This is a genomic window from Chitinivibrionales bacterium, assembly GCA_014728215.1.
Taxonomy (GTDB): domain Bacteria; phylum Fibrobacterota; class Chitinivibrionia; order Chitinivibrionales; family WJKA01; genus WJKA01.
Genome location: WJLZ01000142.1, coordinates 18,698 through 38,798 on the forward strand (window position 1 = coordinate 18,698; position 20,101 = coordinate 38,798).

Annotated in this window: 14 protein-coding genes; 6 read left to right on the forward strand and 8 right to left on the reverse strand. The window is 45.1% G+C overall.

The annotated features are described in order from the left end of the window. Positions 1–36 precede the first annotated feature (36 nt). Positions 37–3,450: a hypothetical protein gene (locus GF401_12290; GenBank protein ID MBD3345833.1), complete on the reverse strand. Its 3,414-nt coding sequence runs from the start codon at positions 3,448–3,450 to the stop codon at positions 37–39. Positions 3,451–3,716: 266 nt separating this feature from the next. Between GF401_12290 and GF401_12295 the strand changes: the two genes are divergently transcribed. Further along, entirely contained in the window at positions 3,717–5,663 is a 1,947-nt protein-coding gene (locus GF401_12295; protein MBD3345834.1) for a hypothetical protein, read from the forward strand. 59 nt (positions 5,664–5,722) lie between these two features. On the opposite strand, the gene GF401_12300 is transcribed toward GF401_12295, so the two are convergent. After that, positions 5,723–6,223 (reverse strand): hypothetical protein, encoded by a 501-nt coding sequence (locus GF401_12300; GenBank protein MBD3345835.1) that lies wholly within the window; start codon positions 6,221–6,223, stop codon positions 5,723–5,725. A 187-nt stretch (positions 6,224–6,410) separates the two neighbouring features. On the opposite strand from GF401_12300, the gene GF401_12305 reads away from it, so the two are divergent. From GF401_12305 to GF401_12315, 3 genes are all read left to right on the forward strand, one after another. Further along, entirely contained in the window at positions 6,411–6,713 is a 303-nt protein-coding gene (locus GF401_12305; GenBank protein MBD3345836.1) for a hypothetical protein, read from the forward strand. A 43-nt stretch (positions 6,714–6,756) separates the two neighbouring features. Next, positions 6,757–7,185 carry a DUF3795 domain-containing protein gene (locus GF401_12310; protein ID MBD3345837.1) on the forward strand — a complete coding sequence of 143 codons (429 nt, stop codon included), beginning with the start codon at positions 6,757–6,759 and terminating at the stop codon, positions 7,183–7,185. 331 nt (positions 7,186–7,516) lie between these two features. Then, on the forward strand, positions 7,517–8,149 hold the full coding sequence (locus GF401_12315) for a hypothetical protein (GenBank protein MBD3345838.1): 633 nt from the start codon (positions 7,517–7,519) through the stop codon (positions 8,147–8,149). Positions 8,150–8,229: 80 nt separating this feature from the next. Here GF401_12315 and GF401_12320 read toward each other — a convergent pair whose 3' ends face one another. The 5 genes from GF401_12320 to GF401_12340 all read right to left on the reverse strand — a co-directional run bounded on the left by GF401_12320 (position 8,230) and on the right by GF401_12340 (position 13,128). Next, positions 8,230–8,778: a hypothetical protein gene (locus tag GF401_12320; GenBank protein ID MBD3345839.1), complete on the reverse strand. Its 549-nt coding sequence runs from the start codon at positions 8,776–8,778 to the stop codon at positions 8,230–8,232. A 32-nt stretch (positions 8,779–8,810) separates the two neighbouring features. Beyond that, positions 8,811–10,322: a hypothetical protein gene (locus tag GF401_12325; GenBank protein ID MBD3345840.1), complete on the reverse strand. Its 1,512-nt coding sequence runs from the start codon at positions 10,320–10,322 to the stop codon at positions 8,811–8,813. A gap of 66 nt (positions 10,323–10,388) precedes the next feature. After that, a complete protein-coding gene (locus GF401_12330) occupies positions 10,389–11,285 on the reverse strand; it encodes a hypothetical protein (protein ID MBD3345841.1) in 897 nt (298 codons plus the stop codon). 189 nt (positions 11,286–11,474) lie between these two features. Then, complete coding sequence (locus GF401_12335; GenBank protein ID MBD3345842.1) at positions 11,475–12,554, reverse strand: hypothetical protein; 1,080 nt, start codon at positions 12,552–12,554, stop codon at positions 11,475–11,477. A gap of 19 nt (positions 12,555–12,573) precedes the next feature. Further along, positions 12,574–13,128 carry a hypothetical protein gene (locus GF401_12340; GenBank protein ID MBD3345843.1) on the reverse strand — a complete coding sequence of 185 codons (555 nt, stop codon included), beginning with the start codon at positions 13,126–13,128 and terminating at the stop codon, positions 12,574–12,576. A gap of 459 nt (positions 13,129–13,587) precedes the next feature. Here GF401_12340 and GF401_12345 point away from each other — a divergent pair, with 459 nt between their 5' ends. Continuing rightward, on the forward strand, positions 13,588–15,000 hold the full coding sequence (locus GF401_12345; GenBank protein MBD3345844.1) for a hypothetical protein: 1,413 nt from the start codon (positions 13,588–13,590) through the stop codon (positions 14,998–15,000). A 329-nt stretch (positions 15,001–15,329) separates the two neighbouring features. Continuing rightward, the gene (locus GF401_12350; GenBank protein MBD3345845.1) at positions 15,330–17,555 is read left to right on the forward strand and encodes a hypothetical protein; all 2,226 of its coding nucleotides are present in this window, start codon (positions 15,330–15,332) and stop codon (positions 17,553–17,555) included. A 396-nt stretch (positions 17,556–17,951) separates the two neighbouring features. Here GF401_12350 and GF401_12355 read toward each other — a convergent pair whose 3' ends face one another. Further along, positions 17,952–20,048 carry a hypothetical protein gene (locus GF401_12355; GenBank protein MBD3345846.1) on the reverse strand — a complete coding sequence of 699 codons (2,097 nt, stop codon included), beginning with the start codon at positions 20,046–20,048 and terminating at the stop codon, positions 17,952–17,954. Between the last annotated feature and the right edge of the window lie 53 nt (positions 20,049–20,101).

Below are 20,101 nucleotides of genomic sequence, written 5' to 3' on the forward strand. Positions count from 1 at the left end.
GAGGGGGAGTTCCCGGAACAAACAAGCTCTCCCGGCTTAGTGCAACACTCCCACTCTTAAATACTGAACAGTGGAATTGTTGTCGATATCGGTCACTGTAATTGCGGCAACATAGGTACCGCTTCCAACAACTCTTCCATTCCTGTTAAGACCATCCCAGCCAAAGTAGTACTTGTCCTTGTTATCATCCTGTACGAGAGGTAATTTGTCTGCGACGATATTCCCAACGGCATCGAAAATGGTAACGGATGTCTTATGGATATCGAGTTGCAGTGCTTTTGCGGATATAACCTGACCGAATGTACCGGTTCTAATCGAGCTGTACCGGGGGTTATCATCAAGGATATCTTTAATATTTCCAGGAAGTGGTTTGTCGGGTGCAAAGGGGCTCTCTACCGCAGGAATCCAGTTCAGTTCCACACCCCATTGAATAGGTGCAAGGTTTCCCGGGGGAAATGCTCCCTGCATATCTTTCAGGTGAGGGGTGTTTGATATGAGCCAGATTGTATCCTTTCCCGGTGTAATGACAACATTTTCGATTTCATCAGGAGGAATGATCAGCCATACATATTCTGCTGAGTCGGATCCTTCAGGATATCGGATCTCCATATTCAACGAGTCGATTGTATCTGATTTCGAAGTATAGATTTTGAATACATCGGTTACTTTAGTCGGCGTAGCTGATTTTCTATAGGGCCATGTTACTTCTTCGTTGAATTGAATAAGAATATGATCAGGATTTTCAACCGGCGCCATGGGCTGCTGACCGGGAAAATAAAGGGCCTTTACTATTGATGGTCCCGGATTGTAAATGATGTTGAGTTCCCGGAAGGCAGTATCGATTCGCGTCGAGTCGATTGGTGCAATCGTTGTTGCACTCAGAATTTCCGAATTTTCACCTGTTGGATCGGCAATAGCTCCCTCAATAACAGTATTCTCTGAAGAGGGAGATTTAGTAAATGCAAATGGCAGTGTAGCCGTAAACTTATTGCCCTTCTCACGTGTGAGTGTATAAACTTCCGAGTCACTATTATCGCAGGTGATGATTAGATCGAGACTGTTATTAACCGTTTCGCTTTTCACTACAGCAATAATTTCTTTATTGCCTGGTCCGGACCAGGAGATCTGTGAAACTGGTTCATCGGGGGTATCCGGAAGAACAAAATAGATATGGGTCGCAACCGAGAGTTCTACTCCCTTTTCAGCCGGAGCATTTCCCGCTTTATCGGTAAAATCGCCGGAAGAGTTAAGAAAAACATAGCTTTCCGAAGACAGGTCGACATCTTTGGGCAGGAGAATTCTGTAAGTGAATCCATCCGATGAAAGACTGATTAGTTCCGCACTCTGGAGACTCTTCGATGAATCATAATTGCTTGATGACGCGATGCGTATGAGTTGATCGATTCCAGTCTGATCCAGCGGTTCTGAAATGGTGACAACCAGTGTATCATGATCATCACCTGCCTTTGAAGATGGATAAAGGATGGCTTCAATAGGAACCGGCCCGATCTTATCCTGAATGAGCACGTTATTGGTTGTAAGTACGAGGTTACCGCCGGAGATTTTTGCATAGGGGGGCGAAGAACCGGCTGGTCCGGTGAGATTCTCATCGAACGGGTTACCCGAAAAATCATAGGAAACAGAATGTGAATCGCTGTGCATTGTTGCTGTAGGATTGATGCGGACAAAATCCGGCTCCGTACGATTCCAGAAAGCCGAATCGACTTCGATGATGTCCGGAAGTTTTGTGCTGTCGGATATTGTATACTCGATTACCAGTGAATCGCCTCTGCCGTCATGATCAGAATCGTACAGGGATGCATGAGAAGGGGTATAGGTAGTGATTACACTCTGTTTTACAATAAGTTCAGCCTGTGCCGTGTCACGCGGGTCTCGGGGATGGCGCCAGGTAACCACAACTCGATCGGAACGTGCAGCTTCGATGGTGGTGTTGCTGTCGGTTGATGGTTCATAAGCGAAGCTTACTTGCTTTTGCAGGACAAGCGGTGTTGATGATGGATCCAGGGCGTGATCGTTAATGTGAAGACGTGTTGTTTCATTGTCATCTCCGGTTCTGGTTTCAATTGAAGGATCAAATGTTTTGAGCCCTTCTGCACTGGTACTCAGTTCAATATAAAATAAACTGTCATCCCGGAGTGTATCGATATATTCCATACTATTATCAAGGAACTTTATTTGTGACGCACCGCATTCTTTGGCGAAATATTCGGCGAAACTGCCTTTGGATTGATAATCTGAATCGTTGACAACATAGAAATAGGCATTCTCATCATCATCTGATGAATGGTACAGATTTACCTTGATTTTATTTACCCGATCGGATTCCAGTGCAATAACGCTGTCCAGTTCAACCACAAGAGAGCTTCCGCTTTTCCTGGAGATTGTGTTCAATGCATTACTTGTCTGGTTGTTTGTGGTATTGGTGATCGTGACATCGGTGGTTAAATTATAGAGGACCTCTCGAAGGATTTCTTCGATAACGCCGTCAAGACTATCGGGGCGAGAGGGGGGGACAAGATAAAAGTGACCACCGGTGGTATCGGCAAGTTCTTTTAATGGGCCCGCCTTCTGGTCATTATAACCCAGAAATATTCCATAGATAACAAATCGGGTGGGATTCGGCGCCAGAAGTGATTTGTATTCACCAACGTCGTTTGTATCTTTGGGTTCGCCGTCGGACAGGAAAACAATAACCTGTTTTTCTGTTTTGGCAACAAAAGGATCTCCAAGCCATTTCAATGCAGAATCCAGCGGATAGTTGTAATGGGTCGATTGATTGTCTTTATCCCATTTGACTGCAATATCGCTCATTAAGGCATCATAATGCGTCTGCTTGCTTAACGAGTCCGGACGGATTGCCGATATAACCGTCGTGGCAAAATCGATATAGCCGGCGGTTGATGTCGGTGCCCGTTCTTTTTGTTTTGCTATGGCGGTTTTTATTGCATTGGCGCGCTGACGCAGTGGATCTCCGGCATCTGAAAGCTTGGAACAGGAACCGCAAATCGGCAACTCAATCTCTCCGTCTTCATACACCACCGTTCTTGTTCCCTGTGTATTCGTACAACCGTCCGCACAGTAAAACGTATCGGCGTCTTGAATAACTATACCATTAACATTTCCTTTCATGCTTCCTGAATGGTCAACAATATAGACGATGTCGGCAGGCACAATCTGAGGAAAAATTCGCGGGCAGATTGCCAGGCCATTTTTGGATATACGAGTGATTTCCGGTGGTATATGGATTGTATCACCGGCAATGTTTCGCGGCTCGATACATTGAATTTCCCCTGAAATATTTTCTTTGCTTATCAGGTCGCACCGTTGATCTGATTGAGCAAAGACAGAGGCTGTAAGTACTATAAGAATATACGCGATTAAATAACAATTGTAACGACTAAGCGCCGAGTTGGTCTTTGGAACTGCCACAATTCCTCTCCCCACTGTAAAAATGCCTTATACAATCGGCATGATTTTTTCGCCTTACTATCTGCCGACATTGAAGAACAGCTATTGGTTTGCTGCAATAATAATATATATTATTTATAGACCAAATCAATATATATTAGCTCTATTCTTCTTTTTTACAGAGGATGTATTTAAGCGTTCAATGTCTTTGCTGGCTTGGGACAGCGCCGGCAATAAGGCTGCTTTTCAGAGAGGCTTATCGGAATACGCGCGGAAGGAGAGAAATTATGGGAATTTTTCAGAGGGCAAACATTTGCCTGTTTGGCTTGTTTGCAAGTTTGTGGTCATTCGATTTAAGTGTCGATACGTTATATGCGTTTCAGTTCGACAGTACCGAACGGTCTGAAACATTTTTTGAAAATACCACCGGCAGAACAATAGTATTCGATTCCTTTGATCTGGAAGAAATCGAGCTTCACGGCGATCAATATAATCTCCAATTCGAATTGCGAACACCGGATTCCAATGGTGTCTCCATGAGAACTAAATATCAATTCGAACGTGAAGGTGCCTATGTTCACGGTACCCGGAAACGGTCGGCCATTGTGTACATGGGAGAGGTCGTAACTATCAATGATCTTCAGCTGGACCTGTGTCTCTGGTGCATGGGTTTGCCCAAAAGAAGCGCTATTGCTGCTATGAACGATCTGATTATATTCAAGCTGATTGTTCACGCTGGCAAAGAAACTGCATCGGTTATTATTGCAAGCAAGCAGCGTGTCGCCAAACCCGAAGCGCCTTCCGGGCTGACGGCGGAAGCGTTGAGTGAGAACGATGTTAAACTGACCTGGGACCCGGCTCAGGATGATGCAACTGAAAAGTGGCGTGTCTATCGTGAAGGTGATTTGGTGGGAGTCACCAGTCAACCCTCCTTAATCGATTCGAGTCTTTCGGGCGACCTTACGGTTTTCTACCGGATATGCGCTGTTAATTCAATCGGTATGGAAAGTGAAAAAACATCATCGATATCAGTAACAACTCCTTCCGACAGCAAACCCCCGAAAATTGATAACGTAGGCTGTTTTCACGGTCCGACGAAAGTATGGGTGATTTTCAACGAGCCGCTCGATACAACGACTGCTCAGGATAAATTAAACTATGTGATTGATAACGGCATATCGGTGAAATCCGCAAAGCTTCTTGCAGATTACCGGACTGTTGAACTGGCCGTTGACAGCCTTTCGGTTTTGGTCGATTATACACTGACTGTGAGCGGGGTTTATGATATGTCTGATTTGAGGAACAGAATTGAAGATAATTCGACGGCCGGGTTCAGGCTGGGTGGTGTATTTGATGATTTCGACGATAACAGCCTTGATCCGGTCTGGCAACAAGTCGATTACGATAACTGGAACGGAAGTTCGGTTAATGAAACGGGGAAGCAACTGGAGGTCACCGCGCGGGGTACTGATGTTAACGGTGTAAACAATGAATTTGTCGGTATATACCGAGATGATGTTTATGGTGATTTTGACATTTCAGTCAAAGTTGTCTCTTTTACAAACACCGACCGCCATGCCCGCTGTGGTATTATGGCCGCTAACGATCTTACCGATCTGTCAAAGGGTGGTTATTGTATTTCCGGCACGTTTCCGCAGGAGACCTATATGGCCGCCAATGATATCGGAACGATAGGTCAGATAGAAGGATATGCTCCGGGCGGAGCGGTCAACCTTCCCTGCTGGCTCCGGCTGAAAAGAACGGGAGATTCATTTTCATTTTATTATAAAAATTCGGAACTGACCGATTGGACAGAGATCAAAAGCGGAGTGACACCCCTTCAAACGGCTGCCAATTCCCAAATCTGTCTTTTTGCCTGCAGCCATAATACCGGCGCTGAAGCTACGGCTGTTTTTGATGATTTCAATGCTGGAAGCAGTGGTAGGACACCACCGCCAATTATTCCAATTACCGTACCGGTAAAAGCTACCATTCAGAGCAACAGGGGCATGCTCCCGCTGCAAATAACCCATGGAATGGCTGTGATTACCCTGCCGCCGATCCAATGGCAGGCGCACCTGGCTGACGCCTCGGGGAAAACCATTATATCCTATGACGGCACCGGAAACGGCATACTCCAATTGCCTGCAACAAAACTAAGTTCGGGATTATATTTTTTCCGACTCATGACGCCGTCAAAACAATATAATATTACGCTGCCAGTGGTTGAATAAGATAAAAAAACGGCCATTGAATTTGAAAACGACCGTTCGAAGATAGGGGATTACATAATCTATTTTGATGTTGTCAACCCTATCCGCGTAATACTTTCATCGGGCATAATCACCACCTGAGCGGCTCGCTCGCCCTTTTTAAAAGAGAGCATCGCCTGTTCTCCCATGTCGAGTGATGCCTCCTGCGACCATCCCTGAGCTTTCATATCGGCTTTATAGGTTTCGGCTATTTTGGTTACATCGTCGTCGCTCTTCAATTGAACCGAATACCCCTCGGGAACTTCCATTGCCGCTTCAACCGACGATCCTTGGTAAATTAGAATGTCCGTTGGAAATGCTTCGGGGATTCTGGCATTTTTCCCGGAAGTAACACTCATTTCGCCGTCATCGGTTTTAATATTGACATTGCCGTTGGAGATATCGACATCGGCCTTGCCGCCGCTTTCCTTTTCAATGGCTTTTTTGACAATGTTCTCGGCAATTTTTTCTTCACCCTTTTTCCCGCAACCGGAAAATGACAGCGCCATCATTGCAATCAGAAAAGATGTTCGAACAACCATTGTATCCCTCCTTTAAATGGTTATGTGATAGAGATAAAATAATTCGGGCATATTCATAATCCATACTATTCTTTCGGGCAAAAAATGATACTAACCCTAAAAAAATAGAATCCTCAATTTCCTTCATTTATATTACCCATAGAGATAATTAAGATTCATTGATGTTTAAAGATTCAAGGGTTAGTTCATGAAGTATCATCCGGGAGATTGCATTGTATATCGCCGGCATAAGGTTTCGATTCATCCGGGACCGAGGGCCGAAGATATTTGTCCGGCTCCCAGGGGAGATTCATATTCTTATAAAGTCCCGAAATACTGGCGGGTATGCTCGATCATTGACGATAATACCATTGAAGCGGTCACCCGGCAAGGAAAGCGCCACCGCTTAAATATCAAAGATCCTAATCTGAAAAAACCACACCCCCTGTTTCAACTGATACATCATCAGGAATTCCCGGATACGCTATCAACGAAAAAACAAGCCAATTGAAAATAGCGGCCATTTCAGGGACACCTTCTCACCCATAGTGCCTATGAAAACCTCCTTAATCGCTCCATGTGGTATGAATTGCTCTTTGTGCATGGCCTATCTGCGGGAAAAGAACCGATGTGAAGGATGCAGATCCGGGAGTACCCGGAAACCGTATCACTGCCTTATCTGCAGCATCCCAAAGTGTAATACCTTTAAAAACAGCAAGGCAAAGTACTGCTTTAAGTGTGATACATTCCCCTGTACCCGCCTTAAACAGCTGGATAAAAGGTATCGGACAAAATACGGAATGAACATGATCGCAAATCTCCGGGAGATCAAGGAAAAGGGGATCAGGCGGTTTGTGAAAAGCGAGCGGGAGCGATGGAAATGCCCGGAATGCGGGGAGATGCTGTGTGTTCACCGGAAAAATTGCCAAATGTGTGGGTTTGAGCGGATATTTGATTCTGTTGAGAGATATTCCACGAATTGAAAAGAGATTATCCTGAGCTATACCGGCTCTGTGTATGGATCTGCCTGATCAAAACATCCCCAAACCTCGTTTCTGACGAGGCGATAAGCTCAATATCTTTAAAAACACCGTAGCCGGATGCTGATCGATATACAATAGCGCGTTATCTTCTTATCTTCCCGGCACATTGTTGGGGAGAGGAATTGCTTCCTCTGCTTCTTCAGCGAATTACAGCATGAGAAAAAAAACGGATTTTCTGCAAAAGCAAAAGTGAAAATATATTCGGAAAATTATTGACATATTCAAGCACATAAATTTATTTATGTAAAAATTTCCTGAAGGAGAAACAGAAATGAAATTCATCATCCCCATCATAGTCCTTTGCCTGAGTTTACCGGTCTTGTCAAAGGGGCCGAAATTCAGGTACGAAGAACTACGCAATGCAGAAATATTTATTGCCCAGCCCTGTTATATGAAAGAATACCAAGAGGCAAAGGTGTTTTCCGATATCCTGATTGTCGAGATACTGAAATATGCCTATAAGAAAAAGATAACCATGCAGCGACTGGAGAGGGATATTAACGGTGCAATACTCGAAAGGTATCAGACATTTAAAAATAAACCGGTTATTGAGCTACTCCCCGACAGTATCGTCTCAGACAAGCCTGCGTATCTTATGGTGATATATGATATCAGTTATCTTGACCAGGATGACAGAGAGATAAAATGGTATGAGAAAATCAAAGTCGCTAATGTACCGGTTGGTGCATCAGGAGGAACTTTCCCTCTCATCCTGCCCCGGGATCAGTTAGCAAAAGTTAATCAGTTCAGCAAAATCAAGTGCACTATTGCGCTGATTAACCTGAAAACCGGGGAAACGGTGTTTGTTGAAAAAAATACAGATGAAAGAAGTCCGGTTTTTTATGATTCTATTGATGAAGTAAAAGATTTGTCGAAGGGTGTTGTGCATTTGTTGTTGAAATGAATCCGGCAGTTCTCGATAAAAAAAAGGCCGCTTATTATCAAGCGGCCTCAGTTTATCAAATCTTGTCAATCAAAAATGACTTATTTTTTCTTCCTGCGTATTCCAAGTCTGATTCCGATAGGAATAAGAAAGGCAAGTCCTGCGCCGGTGCCACAGCCGCTATCATCGTCATCATCCGATGGTGTTGGAGTCGGATCGGTTGTTGGATCTGAAGATCCTTCACCGAAAACTTTTACCGTGCATGAACCGATCGGACGGCGTGAGAACTTCTGTTCACCACCAACCCACATCTCGATATCCAGATTGAGTTCGATATCGGTTTGGGTAACGAAGGTTGAATCGAAGATAACCGATGTTGTATCGGCACCGGTTGCAACGGTAGTGATAATCTTTTCGAACGTACCGTCGGGACCGAAGTCGTATTTTGTTTTCACTGTATCTCCTGCCGGTACTCCATAAAACTGGACTTCCCAGGTAACGTTATAGGGTGAGGAATCGGCCCAGAAACATCCGGCGTTACCATCGAGCTTCTCGCCCTGCATAAGGATTTCGGGGATCTGCTGTGCAGAAGTAATAGTGCAGCCAATCAGGATTATCCCTGAAATCAGACGACCAAGCATTTTCATCATAAACCTCCTTGAAAAACGGTAAAGTAGTATGGTCAAACCTTAATTTCTAATCTCATTGCAAAATACCAGGGACCTTTGAAAATATAGTTTGGTGTAAGCTTTTTTATGCCCCGGGTGACTGGAATGAATTCAGGACGGGCATCGGTAGTATAGGGACGGATATGATCGTTTGCGATCTGACCGAAGAGTGAGAAGTGATTGCCAAAATGCTTTGATGCATAGACCGACCATTTCCAGTCATCGCTTTCATACTGCTCGGCAAAGGTTTTGTATTGCGGGTCGGTTCCGAGTTTTGAGTAATAACTTTCGGAGTTAAGGCTGTCGGGATGACCACCTCGCATATCCCAGACCGGGAGCTGCTCCTGATAAACCTGATAATAGGATTCTTCATACCGAAGAGGATAATATTCCGCTTCAAAGGCGAGGACATCAAGAACTTTTAACGTCGGCAGGTTGATTCCGAACATCAGTGGAATTCTCTGAAGAATCTTATCATAAAACAGGGGGTAATCTTTGATACCCAGAACCGAAGCTTCAGCATACACCTTAAGATCTTCTTCCCCAAAACCATCCCAGGTGATAAAATATTTCGGGTCAAGGGTAATCCTGGCCATCGTTTTTATGCCCTTGAATGTATAATTTTCGATCCCCTGGGACATGCTGTCAACATACCGAGCGCTATCCTCGCCGGTAACTCCAAGTGGTGCAACCGGATAGTTTTCATCAACCCACATATCATCTTTATATCTGCTGCTTTTGTTTTCCGGAGTTGTTTTTTCTCCATCTGCCGGTAAGATATGATTGAGGGTAGCTCCCAAGCCCACATCAACGAAAGGAATAGGCTGATAAGCGCCGATATAACTGAGTGATAAGTCGTACATGGGAGGAAAATCACGCTCCATATGAAGAAGGACACTCTGCTGAAGGGTGCTGTCGAGAAGGTGACTGGTAAGCTGGACACCCTGGGCAAAATAACGGGGCCCGATAAGGGCTTCATTATGCCGGTCGGAAAAGAAATCGCCACCGATCATATCCCATCCACCGGTTTGAACAATACCTGGATAGCAATTACTTCTCAGGAGATATTCACCAAGATTTTTCGCTTCTTTATTGTACTTAACCGAAAAGGAGCCGAACTGGAGTGAAAAAGGAGCCATTTCGGGGCCGAAAGTATAAATACCGGTGGCCGTAGGAATAAAGGCACGAAATTTTGTGTACAGCGTTTGCGGCATACCATCAAGTTCGGGAAAGGAATACCAGAATTGACCGCCTACACCAATTTTTAATTTCAGGTGATCGCCGATCATGACCTCCTGCAATACCATTGCCGAGGTCCGCTGGATCCACTGGCCGTTGGCATTTTCCTCGATATAAAGCTCGTCTTCACCTCTGATAATCCGTCCACCTTCAATGCTCGTTTTGATAACTAAAGGCTTTCGGGTTACCTCTGGTTCTTCTTTTTTATCGGTTTCCGCTCCGACGATAGCAACCATGGAAATCATCGTGAGGAAACAGATAATTCGAATCGCAGCACTTCTGTTCATCAATAGCTCCTTATGAAAAACAAATAAATAAGAAAATCATGACTATAAGTGATCAAATGGTACATATTAGAAGTTGGTAGAGTTTTCCCAGGCTGTATCCTGCGCTGCCCAGAACAGAGCGTTGGTCACCATCTGTTCCATGTTACTACCCTGTTTAAAAGAGGTCAAAAGATGGCCGATGGTAATATAAAAACTCCGTCCGCCGTCATAATCTTCCTGGCACCATGCAGTAGGATGAAAATCGCCTTCTTCACCGCCCTGAAAAGTGTTTTCATCGATAGTGAGCAGTGTTGTCACCTTAGAATTATTTTGCGGTTTGTCCATAACTTCATTTTCAACATAGTTATACCATTCATCTTTTATGTTGAAATTGGCATCGACATTTCTGAGCAGCACGTGGTCTGACAGTGCCGGATTAATATTTACATCGGCATAAACCATTGCGGTATGGTTTTTCATAACACCGCCAACGAGTTTGGCAAACCATTCCCATAACTGATAGTTGGCTGCCGTACCGTGCCAGCCGATATGCCCACCGCCGTTGCTGATATAGCTTTTGTATGCTTCCTTTTCGTCGGGACTGAGGACTTCTTTGGTGTTGTTGTTCCAGACAACAACATTATAACGGGGAAGGTTCCGGTTGGTGAAATAACCCGCCGAATTATTGCTAACTTCTACTTCAAAACCGTATTTCTGACCTATACGTTTAACCATTTCGGCGCCTTCTTCGGTCGACATGTGTTTAAACCCACCCATTTCCGTAAAAACCAGCACCCGTTCCAGCTTGTTTTTTGTGGCCGGCGTCGGCATCAGTACTTCCATCTCTTCTTCGGAATACTTGTAGTAATTATCCGACGGTTCCAGACTGAAGTCGCACGTGGCAATAAGCACAACAGAAACAGTGAATGCTATATAATACAGCATATTCCACTTAAATTTCTTTGAACCTTTCTTTTTGATCATAATTCTACCACCCTGTACTTAAAAATGAGAAAAAAAGGACCTTCACATATTCGAAAATCAAAAACAATATCGAAAATTTTATAACCCGATAATTATGTGTGTTTATAAACGAAAGTATAGCCGAATCGATATATTTTTTACAAAGAGGCACTCACTGTTGCCCGCAGAGACTGCCCCCTTAAGAATCTTTTATACTACAGCGCCGTCATGGTAATCTCTCCGGGTCCAGACAAGTTCACCCGGAACAGTTAAATGAGCCAGCCGTTTCTCGAAGTTTTTCATCGCTGTACTGCTCATTCGTTTAGATAAAGAATTTTTAACCAGATCGGCGTTTCCTTTTACTTCGGCTGGAGTCGTATGCCCGATCAATGCGGAGGAGACCCCTTTGGAGTGTGCATAGTTGAAAAGCTCTTCGGCTGTAATGGGATTTCCATTGGTATCGGCCTCTCCAACCAGGCCTTTCATGACTTTCATACCGAAAACCGCGACATTATGCTGCTTTGCCACGGGAAGAGTCACTGAAGCAAACTCGATGTATTTTGCATTGCCGTCACCAAGACTTCCGCCCGTGGGTGTCATGGGAATGATGACAAAATCGGGTTTTGGATCGAGCCCTTCAATCGCCTCTTTCATTTTGGTGGCGCTTTCCATGCCTGACAGACCGATATATCGGACTTTTCCGCTACTTTTGAGACTGACCAGTTTCTGCCAGATAGTCGACTGCATAAAAGAAATGTCGTCGGAGCCCACAATATTCCATGCCGAATAAAAATCGACATAGGTTGTTTGAAGCCTGGTTAAGCTCTGGTCAAGTTGTGTGTCGATTGCATCGAGAACCGCCTGTTGTTCCGCTGCGGTCTGATTTGCATTGGGGCGATTGGTTGTTTTTGTCGATATGAGAACTTTATCACGATGTTTAGAAAGAACCTTTCCGTAGCGTTCTTCTGATATATTAAAGGGAATATACGCATCCCCGTCTTTGCGAGTCAGGTGATAATTGGGACCGGTATCATAGAGATTGATTCCGGAGTTTACGCATTCTTCCAGAACACTCTGTGCTTCGGCGTCGGAAAGCCCAAAGAAAACCGCACCGCCTCCCATACCTATCACGGATATTTCCTCTGTACCCGATCCGATAGCAACACTCTGTTTCGGAACCGTGGCTTTTTCTTCAGGATTGGTTGAACACGATGTAATAACCGGCAACGCCGATAAAGCAGCCGTATTCTTAATGAATTCCCGTCGTGAAAAATTATTTGTTGATTTCATAATGACGGCTCCTTTCAAATCAATTTGCAGTATAGGTTGCGCTTACATTGGATAAAGCATCACTAAATCCTGTATGGTCCTGGATAAGAGTGGCGCTGCTTTGAGACTGATCGCTGCCTATTTCAATTTCGCCGGCGGCGATAAAATTGGTGCCGACAGAATCCATGAGCATGATTTCAACCATGTAGAGGTAGGTCCCGGGTGAAAAGTCGGTAGGGATTTCTATGGTAGTTGTCTGGCTTCCAGCGGTAGGAGTTGCGGCTGCAACTGCGTTGGGGTCGCCGGAATAGCTTGTCTGCCAACGCGAATTAATAACATCGCTATATTCTAAGGCTCCTCCTGTCCTTATCCAATCTGAAACAAATACTGTTTTGACAAAGGTGCTGTCGGTTGTTTCGAGCCAGACTGCATCTGATCTGCCCGATTTTGCAATATTCGAGGAATAGGAGATTTGCAGGGTTCCCATCTTTTCCTCAACCGGATCCACTGTAGTATCTCCACCATCATCACAATTTGAAGCTAAAAGAAAAGCCATCGCTGCGGTAAGTGAAAAAACGGTAAGTAGTCGTTTCATTGGGGGGCCCTTTCCTGCTAATAATAATTAGTGTTTATTGTTTTTCTTTATTTTTTTTTAAAATTTTTGCGCAGCTCCCCGAAAAATTCGCATATCGGAGCCGATTATTTCAAAAATATTAAAATATATCTAAGTATAAGAAATTATCTACTTTTAGTGGAATAATAAAAGCTCATTATTTTAAAAAAAAATGGTTTAACTCATTAGTTTTTATGTTACTTTATATCATAAAGTCGTACCGATGCTTTATATCTGTTTCGCTTATGTATCATAAGGTTTATTCAACGATATTTTGAGCACCTCCAAAACGTTGTTTCAACTATACTGTAAATATGGTTGTCCTGCAGAGTCTTCGAAAACTATTTTGATTTTCTGGTATTAACCTGAATTAACTTTGGTTTCATTCCAGATAACCCATTTACCTGAGAATTCCATTTATTATAAATATGAGGAGGTATTATGAGTGAAAAGCAAGGTCACTCGGTTAAAGGTTTGCCCATGTTTGCGGAGGCGAGTCCGGAAGCATTGGCAAAGGACAAGGCGCAACTGGCCGAGCTTGAAAAGCTCCCCACTTTAGAAAAATGGAAAGGATACTGGGCCAGGACCGGTCCTGGCTGGTTTCAGAGCGCGATGACGCTTGGCGGCGGGACCGCGTTTGCTTCTCTCTTTGCCGGCGCCTTTTTAGGATATAAACTCCTCTGGCTTCAGCCGGTCTCCATGTTTTTAGGTATTATCATGCTGTCGGCGATGTCTCATCAGTCTTTATCTGTTGGCGAAAAGCCATTTTCCGCGATCAGTCGACACATTCATCCGAGCATTGCATGGGCCTGGGCCCTTGGAGCGCTTATTGCCAACATAATATGGCATTTCCCTCAATATGCGCTCTGCTCGGCAATGATTGCAGATATCATTTCTGCTATTACCCGATGGGACCCCGGCGCTACCGCTCATGGTATCCTTTTACTGGTTATCGGAATTTGTATTCTCTTCGTTGCCACTTGGATATCATGGAATTATGCCAAAGGAAAAAAAGGTATAAAGCTCGTTGAGCGAATTATTAAATGGAATATCTGGATAATAATATTCTGTTTTGCCGCCGTGGTTATTCGTCAGAGTTTTGCCGGTGAGGTCGCATGGGGCAAGGTATTTCTCGGATTTATTCCCTTTTCCTATATACCCAGAGAGCATGTGGGTGTTTCGATTATGATCGCCGGTTTCTCGGCCGCAGTCGGTATCAATATGACTTTTCTGTTCGGTTATTCTTACCTTGCCAAAGGGTGGGGAAAAGAGCACCGGGGAATAGCGAAGTTTGACCTGGTGACCGGTATGTGGATACCCTATACTCTTGCTACGGGGCTCATGATTATCGCCGCGGCATGTACTATCCACGGAAGCGCTGAATTTGACGGTACCAAAATATCACCAATTCAGGCTGCATCGATGCTCCAGGGGGCGGGAATCCCGCTCTTCTTATCCCGGGTGATTTTCGGCCTTGGAATCGCCGGAATGACATTCAATGCAATCAATATGCAAATGCTGACTTCCGGATTCGCTGCATGTGAAATGTTTAATGTCGAACCCGGTGGTTGGAAATACAAACTTGCCTGTATGATCCCTGCTCCCGGCTTTCTGGGTGTGGTGCTCTGGAAATATATGGGATCATGGATCGCCATTCCAACCTCGGCAATATGCGGCCTTATGCTTCCTATTGCGTATATCTCATTTTTCCTGCTCAATAACAAAAAAGAGTATCTTGGAAAGGATATGCCTAAAGGAGGGCTCCGATTCTGGTGGAATCTCGGCATGCTTACCGCAATTGGTATTTCAATCGTTTCGGTCGTCTATTATTTGTATAATATATTCGGCAAGTAAAAGGTATCGAATCAAAAGGAAATATGAGAAAGAGATTTCCGTCTCTTCCGAAAGGCAGGGGCGGATTTTTTTTGTAAAATTTAAAGTGTTGTTTTGCTTTTTGATATGACGGTATTTCAACCGTGCCGCCGCGCCGTATTCATTGGCGGACCTGTCTCCGGCGTGTTGAGCGGTATGGTATCTATGTTATTATGTTGAATGATTTTAAAATTTAATTTCACGGCTATTATGTATTTCATTATATATTTTTGTAATGAAATATTAGAATTTTTCGGGAATTTTGTTTATATTGCAAGAAATAATCAGATTTTCAAAGAAAGGAGCGTGCAATGACGGCAGAGCACAAGGGCACACACCATGACGGAACCTCTTTAGCGAATTTTTTTGTTTTGATTTCATCCGCTATTTGTATGCTGATGGCATTTTCTACCGCGGGTTACAGTGCATGGAACATAACCACCGATTGCTCTCAAAATGGTGGAGAATTGAAGCACTTCTGGAATTGTGTGGGGGGGGATCTCAAATATAACACTTCCCGGGGAGAGAGAGAGGGTGCATATAATACGTTCATTTCACCGCTTCAGCAACAGAATTTATCGCTTATCGGCACGGTGCCCCATGGTAGTGTCAAATATATACGCTATCTCTTTTTGATGGACCTGGTTGGAGGCTCCGATTTTGTATCGTCAAACCCCACCTATGATTTCACAAAGTTCGATGAAGCGATTACTGCAATTCTTGATGCAGGACTCAAGCCTTTTATTCAATTGATGGGGTATCCGGCAGATTTCATCTCCTTTTCCAGGAATGATTCCACCTTCAATGAGCAGAAAGACGCCTGGCGCAAATTCATGAAAGAATTTATTAACCATTTAACTGCTACCTATGGCGGGAGTGAAGTCAAAAGCTGGTATTTCGAAGAATGGAATGAACTGGGAACCGCTTTCTGGCCCTATGGCCCGCATAAATACAACCTTCTTTATGAAGCGATCCGTGCCGGTATTGATGAGGCTGACCCGGAAGTGAAGCTTGCTGCGCCGGCTTCCGAATATATGCTGGAAAAATTCTTTGCCCACATAACCGACAGCACCAATGCTTATACGGGCGAAACTGGAACGAGACTGGATGTTTTTTCGGTCCATGTCAAGGGCGATCATGCCGATGACGATTTGAACCTCCGGGCGCGTACCGTTACCGATAAGGAAATTGAAGAGTATCATGAGCTTCTGGATCTGGGCTTTACCGGTGTCTCCGATATTCCTTTCATGAATACCGAAGCCGATCCGATTATCGGATGGAACAGCATTGGAGAACTCAATCCGGACACCCGTGAGTTTGTGTCAATTTTCTATTGGCGGGCCAATACCGAATACGCCGCCTATATTGCATCATGCGCCTATCAGCACCAGAAACGTATTGTTGACAGCGCAGGCATAGACCTCAAACTGATCAGCAACGATAATGGCTTTATCACCTCATCCATGGATTACCGTAAAAGTTGGCTGGTGCGTTCTCATTTTGTTGCCTTCGGCGACAGTACGCAGTTCAGCACAGTAAAAAAACCGGTCCATAATGTCATGACCATGCTCGGAATGCTCGGAAATCAGCAGTGTGTTGTTACCCAGGGAGAACCGGATGCATCCAACAGTGATTCGCTGGGAATATTCGTGACAAAGAACGGTGATCAAGTTGCGGCACTCCTGTTTAACTACCGGTATACTCAACAGGATGTCAATCTGACTTTTAATAATCTTCCCTTTGATTCTGCTGTGCTGGCCCATTACCGCATCGACAACGAGCATACTAATCCTTACCCGATCTGGCCCGACGACACCACCTCGAATCCACCGCAGGACAAACTCGATGAGATGCGGAGACACAACGAGCTGGAATACTACCTTGGCTATGAGCCCGGCATTATCAGACCTTCAAACGGCTCCTATTCCATGGGATTCAAGCTTCCGAACAATGGTATCAGCCTGATCGTGATGACCCCCCCGCTGGCAAATGAGGTCGATACACTCGATGCGCAGGATGTCCGGGTGGAAGAATACGATGGTCTTTATGGAAAAGAATATCTGGTTTTATGGGACGACCTTCTCTCAAAACGGATTAAAACCTACGAACTGCTCTATTCCGAATCAGAGCAAGGCGATTACGCCCGGGTTAACGATCAGGATATCCTCTGCACCGGTTTTATTCATTCGGGACCCTCACAGGAAGGTTTTTACAAAGTGCAGGCACTCGATTATTGGGACAATCCGGTTTCGGAATACGAAATACCTGTTGTAAATCCTGTGCGCATGGCTCGCACCGGAATGCTCCACCCCTCTACCATGAGGTTGCCTGCATACGACGGTATGTCTTCGTACAAGATTTCGCTTCCCGCGGGCATACAGGGTTTTTCGATATATACGGTTAACGGCAGAAAAGTCTACTCCTATTCGAGAAAAAACAGCGCCGTGGCGGAACAGGTACAGCTTGGTCGGAAAAATCTCACCAGGGGGGTCTATATGATCAGGCTGGAAGCCGATAATACGTTTGCAGGCCTTTGATAATTCGATGTACGATTACGAGAATGATTATGAGTGATAAGAAAGAGGTGCCGGAGAGTATCTATTCCATTTTATCATTATCATTCTCGAATTGTACCCCCCCGATACAGGGATTACTCCACGTGTATATTTAAAACAGGTATCTTCCTTTGCTTTCCCCATTCTGTCTCACCACCCATGATCGTATCCGCATCCACTGGTTATTTTCTGTTATCCAATAGACGATGAACTATTCTGTTCACAGTCCCTTTCGCTGATGAAACTATATTTGAGGTCTTGAGGTGAGTATCCGGAAATCCGATTGGGGGCGGGACTGGATATAAGAGTGGTTCCATAAAAAAGCCGCTTCACCAGGTATGGGAAGCGGCTCTGTTATGTCGTTGTAATGAGGCTGGTTTACTGGTGCACATACCGGACAACGTGTATACCCTGGCCGAACCGGGACATATTCACCGGAACTACCGTTGCCTTGTCGGCCGTGTTTCTGCGATATTCGAATACTTTTCTTCCCTGAGCGTTAAAGATATTGAATCCGGTAATGCCTTTCCGGAGTGTAATCCTGCTCTTTATACCGGCTTCGGGGATTACAAGCATGCGATCGGTGAGTTTCGCATGGGTAATCGTCGCACGGCCGGCTCTGATCCATTTTGCCGCGGTGCCGTCTGACCGGCGGCCCCAGTAATCGGTTGCCCTGACAGTATAATAGCCTTCAGTTTCAGGGCCTGCATGGATAAATGCCGTTGAAAGGAGGTCGTAATTGTTGACCCGCTCCCAGGGACCATTGGGAGTTTCCGAATGCATGACCTCGTATGTTTGCAGATGGTAATTGTCCAAATCGTCCCATGTAACCAGATATTCAGGGCCATAGATACCATCATACTGCTCCACGGTAACGCCGGTGGGGTCCATCGGGGCATCGACCGGTTTGCCGCTCAAAACAACAAGTGAGACACTGTTTTCGGGAAGCATAAAATTGTGTGAAAAAGTTCCCCCGCTGATTGTCACCTTATCGATCGGCAATACGTATCCGGGCTCCTGATTGTTCCTCAGAAGTTCCAGCGTGTCCTCGGGTGGTATGCTGTCGCTTTGCCAGTGGGCATAGGGGTTACAACGTGTGCTGTCGATGATATAATGTGCCAGCGCCGCTTCGGTAAAAGGAATATTGTTGATTTCCAGTTCAATTTCATCGGATCCCGCTTTCCGATTGCTGAAAAGAACCACCACCTGATTATCATCACGGGTTGTTGCAAGTACTCCTTTATTCCATAAGGTATCGCTCAGATTTTCATTGTTACACTCGACCCGCTTGTCTCCCAGGAGCGAAAGCAGGGTCATAACGGAATGGGCCGGTTTCTTAACATAGGTGAAACTGTCGGACTTTGCGTTAATTTCAAATTTATTCGGCATTGGATTCCCGAATTTGGCAAACTGGCCCCGCCACATCCATGGTCCGATGAACCCGTTGTCGTTACTGAGGACCGGATAGTTAATACCGGCCGAATCGATGATACGGATCTTTTTCTGGATCACCTGATTGGCAATGAAGGCGGCATATTCGGGGAGAGGACGGAAATATTTCGGTGAACTGAACCCGATTGCCGGATCGGCTTCATCGTTGAAAAAAGGTTTATCGGCAAGTGAAGGCCAGGTGCGGGCAAGGCTGTCGTGGTATTGCAGCTCAAGCTTGGTCAAACCGGCGGCCCAATCTTTCAGATGGACCGAAATGAAATCGATCGGTGTTCCGGTATCGCCGGTCACATAATTTTCTTCATTAACGATATGATTAAAGAAAACTTCCCACTCTTCCTTGGAAGCAGGCCCGCCGACCCGTAATGAAGAATCCGCTTCCTTTATGCCGGCGACGGTATAATCGTAAAATCGTGCATAGGTCTCGGCTCCGTTGGGCCAGAATCCGGTGCCGACTTCATTCCAGACTTCAAAATACCAGTCCTGAACGGCTTCCAGGCCATATCTGTTGATATAATGTTCGGCCAATGCTTTCACCAGCTTGCGCCAGTCTTCGTTCTGGGTTAAATCATAATAGTTATTGTGATCGAATTCACCACCAGGATTGCCCATGAGTTCAAGAAAGGGCGTCAAACCACTGGCATTGTAGAGATCAAAGAGGGAATCAAGCTTGGAAAAGTCGTAAACAGGATTTTCGCCTCTCAGATCGGTACCTTCAACAAGGGTGAGAAGCCAGTGCATGCGGCAGTATTTCTGACCATTGTGGGGTACCGCGCCCAGAAGCGCAAAGTGAACCCGCCAGTCCGGATCGAAAAGCCGCATGAGTGTCGCCTGATCATCAACCCCTCCGACAACCATACCAACAGCATTCCAGAATTTGTCCACTTCGCTGATTTCATTGCTGCAATCAACGGTAACACTCGTGGCGGCGGATACGGGCAGAGCCAGTATGCCAAGAGTGAAAATCAGGGCAAGTGCGGTGGTGATCCTTTTCCCGGCGGATTGTCGGCAGGGAGTAAATGCCATTGCTGAACTCCTTTCAGTTCAAATAATGATGATTTAAACGATGATCGTATAAC

Bases quoted from the DNA above. Each gene is read 5' to 3' on its own strand.
- GF401_12295 (MBD3345834.1), top strand. From the start codon at position 3,717: ATGGGAATTTTTCAGAGGGCAAACATTTGCCTGTTTGGCTTGTTTGCA.
- GF401_12300 (MBD3345835.1), bottom strand. From the start codon at position 6,223: ATGGTTGTTCGAACATCTTTTCTGATTGCAATGATGGCGCTGTCATTT.
- GF401_12305 (MBD3345836.1), top strand. From the start codon at position 6,411: ATGAAGTATCATCCGGGAGATTGCATTGTATATCGCCGGCATAAGGTT.
- GF401_12310 (MBD3345837.1), top strand. From the start codon at position 6,757: ATGAAAACCTCCTTAATCGCTCCATGTGGTATGAATTGCTCTTTGTGC.
- GF401_12315 (MBD3345838.1), top strand. From the start codon at position 7,517: ATGAAATTCATCATCCCCATCATAGTCCTTTGCCTGAGTTTACCGGTC.
- GF401_12320 (MBD3345839.1), bottom strand. From the start codon at position 8,778: ATGATGAAAATGCTTGGTCGTCTGATTTCAGGGATAATCCTGATTGGC.
- GF401_12325 (MBD3345840.1), bottom strand. From the start codon at position 10,322: ATGAACAGAAGTGCTGCGATTCGAATTATCTGTTTCCTCACGATGATT.
- GF401_12330 (MBD3345841.1), bottom strand. From the start codon at position 11,285: ATGATCAAAAAGAAAGGTTCAAAGAAATTTAAGTGGAATATGCTGTAT.
- GF401_12335 (MBD3345842.1), bottom strand. From the start codon at position 12,554: ATGAAATCAACAAATAATTTTTCACGACGGGAATTCATTAAGAATACG.
- GF401_12340 (MBD3345843.1), bottom strand. From the start codon at position 13,128: ATGAAACGACTACTTACCGTTTTTTCACTTACCGCAGCGATGGCTTTT.
- GF401_12345 (MBD3345844.1), top strand. From the start codon at position 13,588: ATGAGTGAAAAGCAAGGTCACTCGGTTAAAGGTTTGCCCATGTTTGCG.
- GF401_12350 (MBD3345845.1), top strand. From the start codon at position 15,330: ATGACGGCAGAGCACAAGGGCACACACCATGACGGAACCTCTTTAGCG.
- GF401_12355 (MBD3345846.1), bottom strand. From the start codon at position 20,048: ATGGCATTTACTCCCTGCCGACAATCCGCCGGGAAAAGGATCACCACC.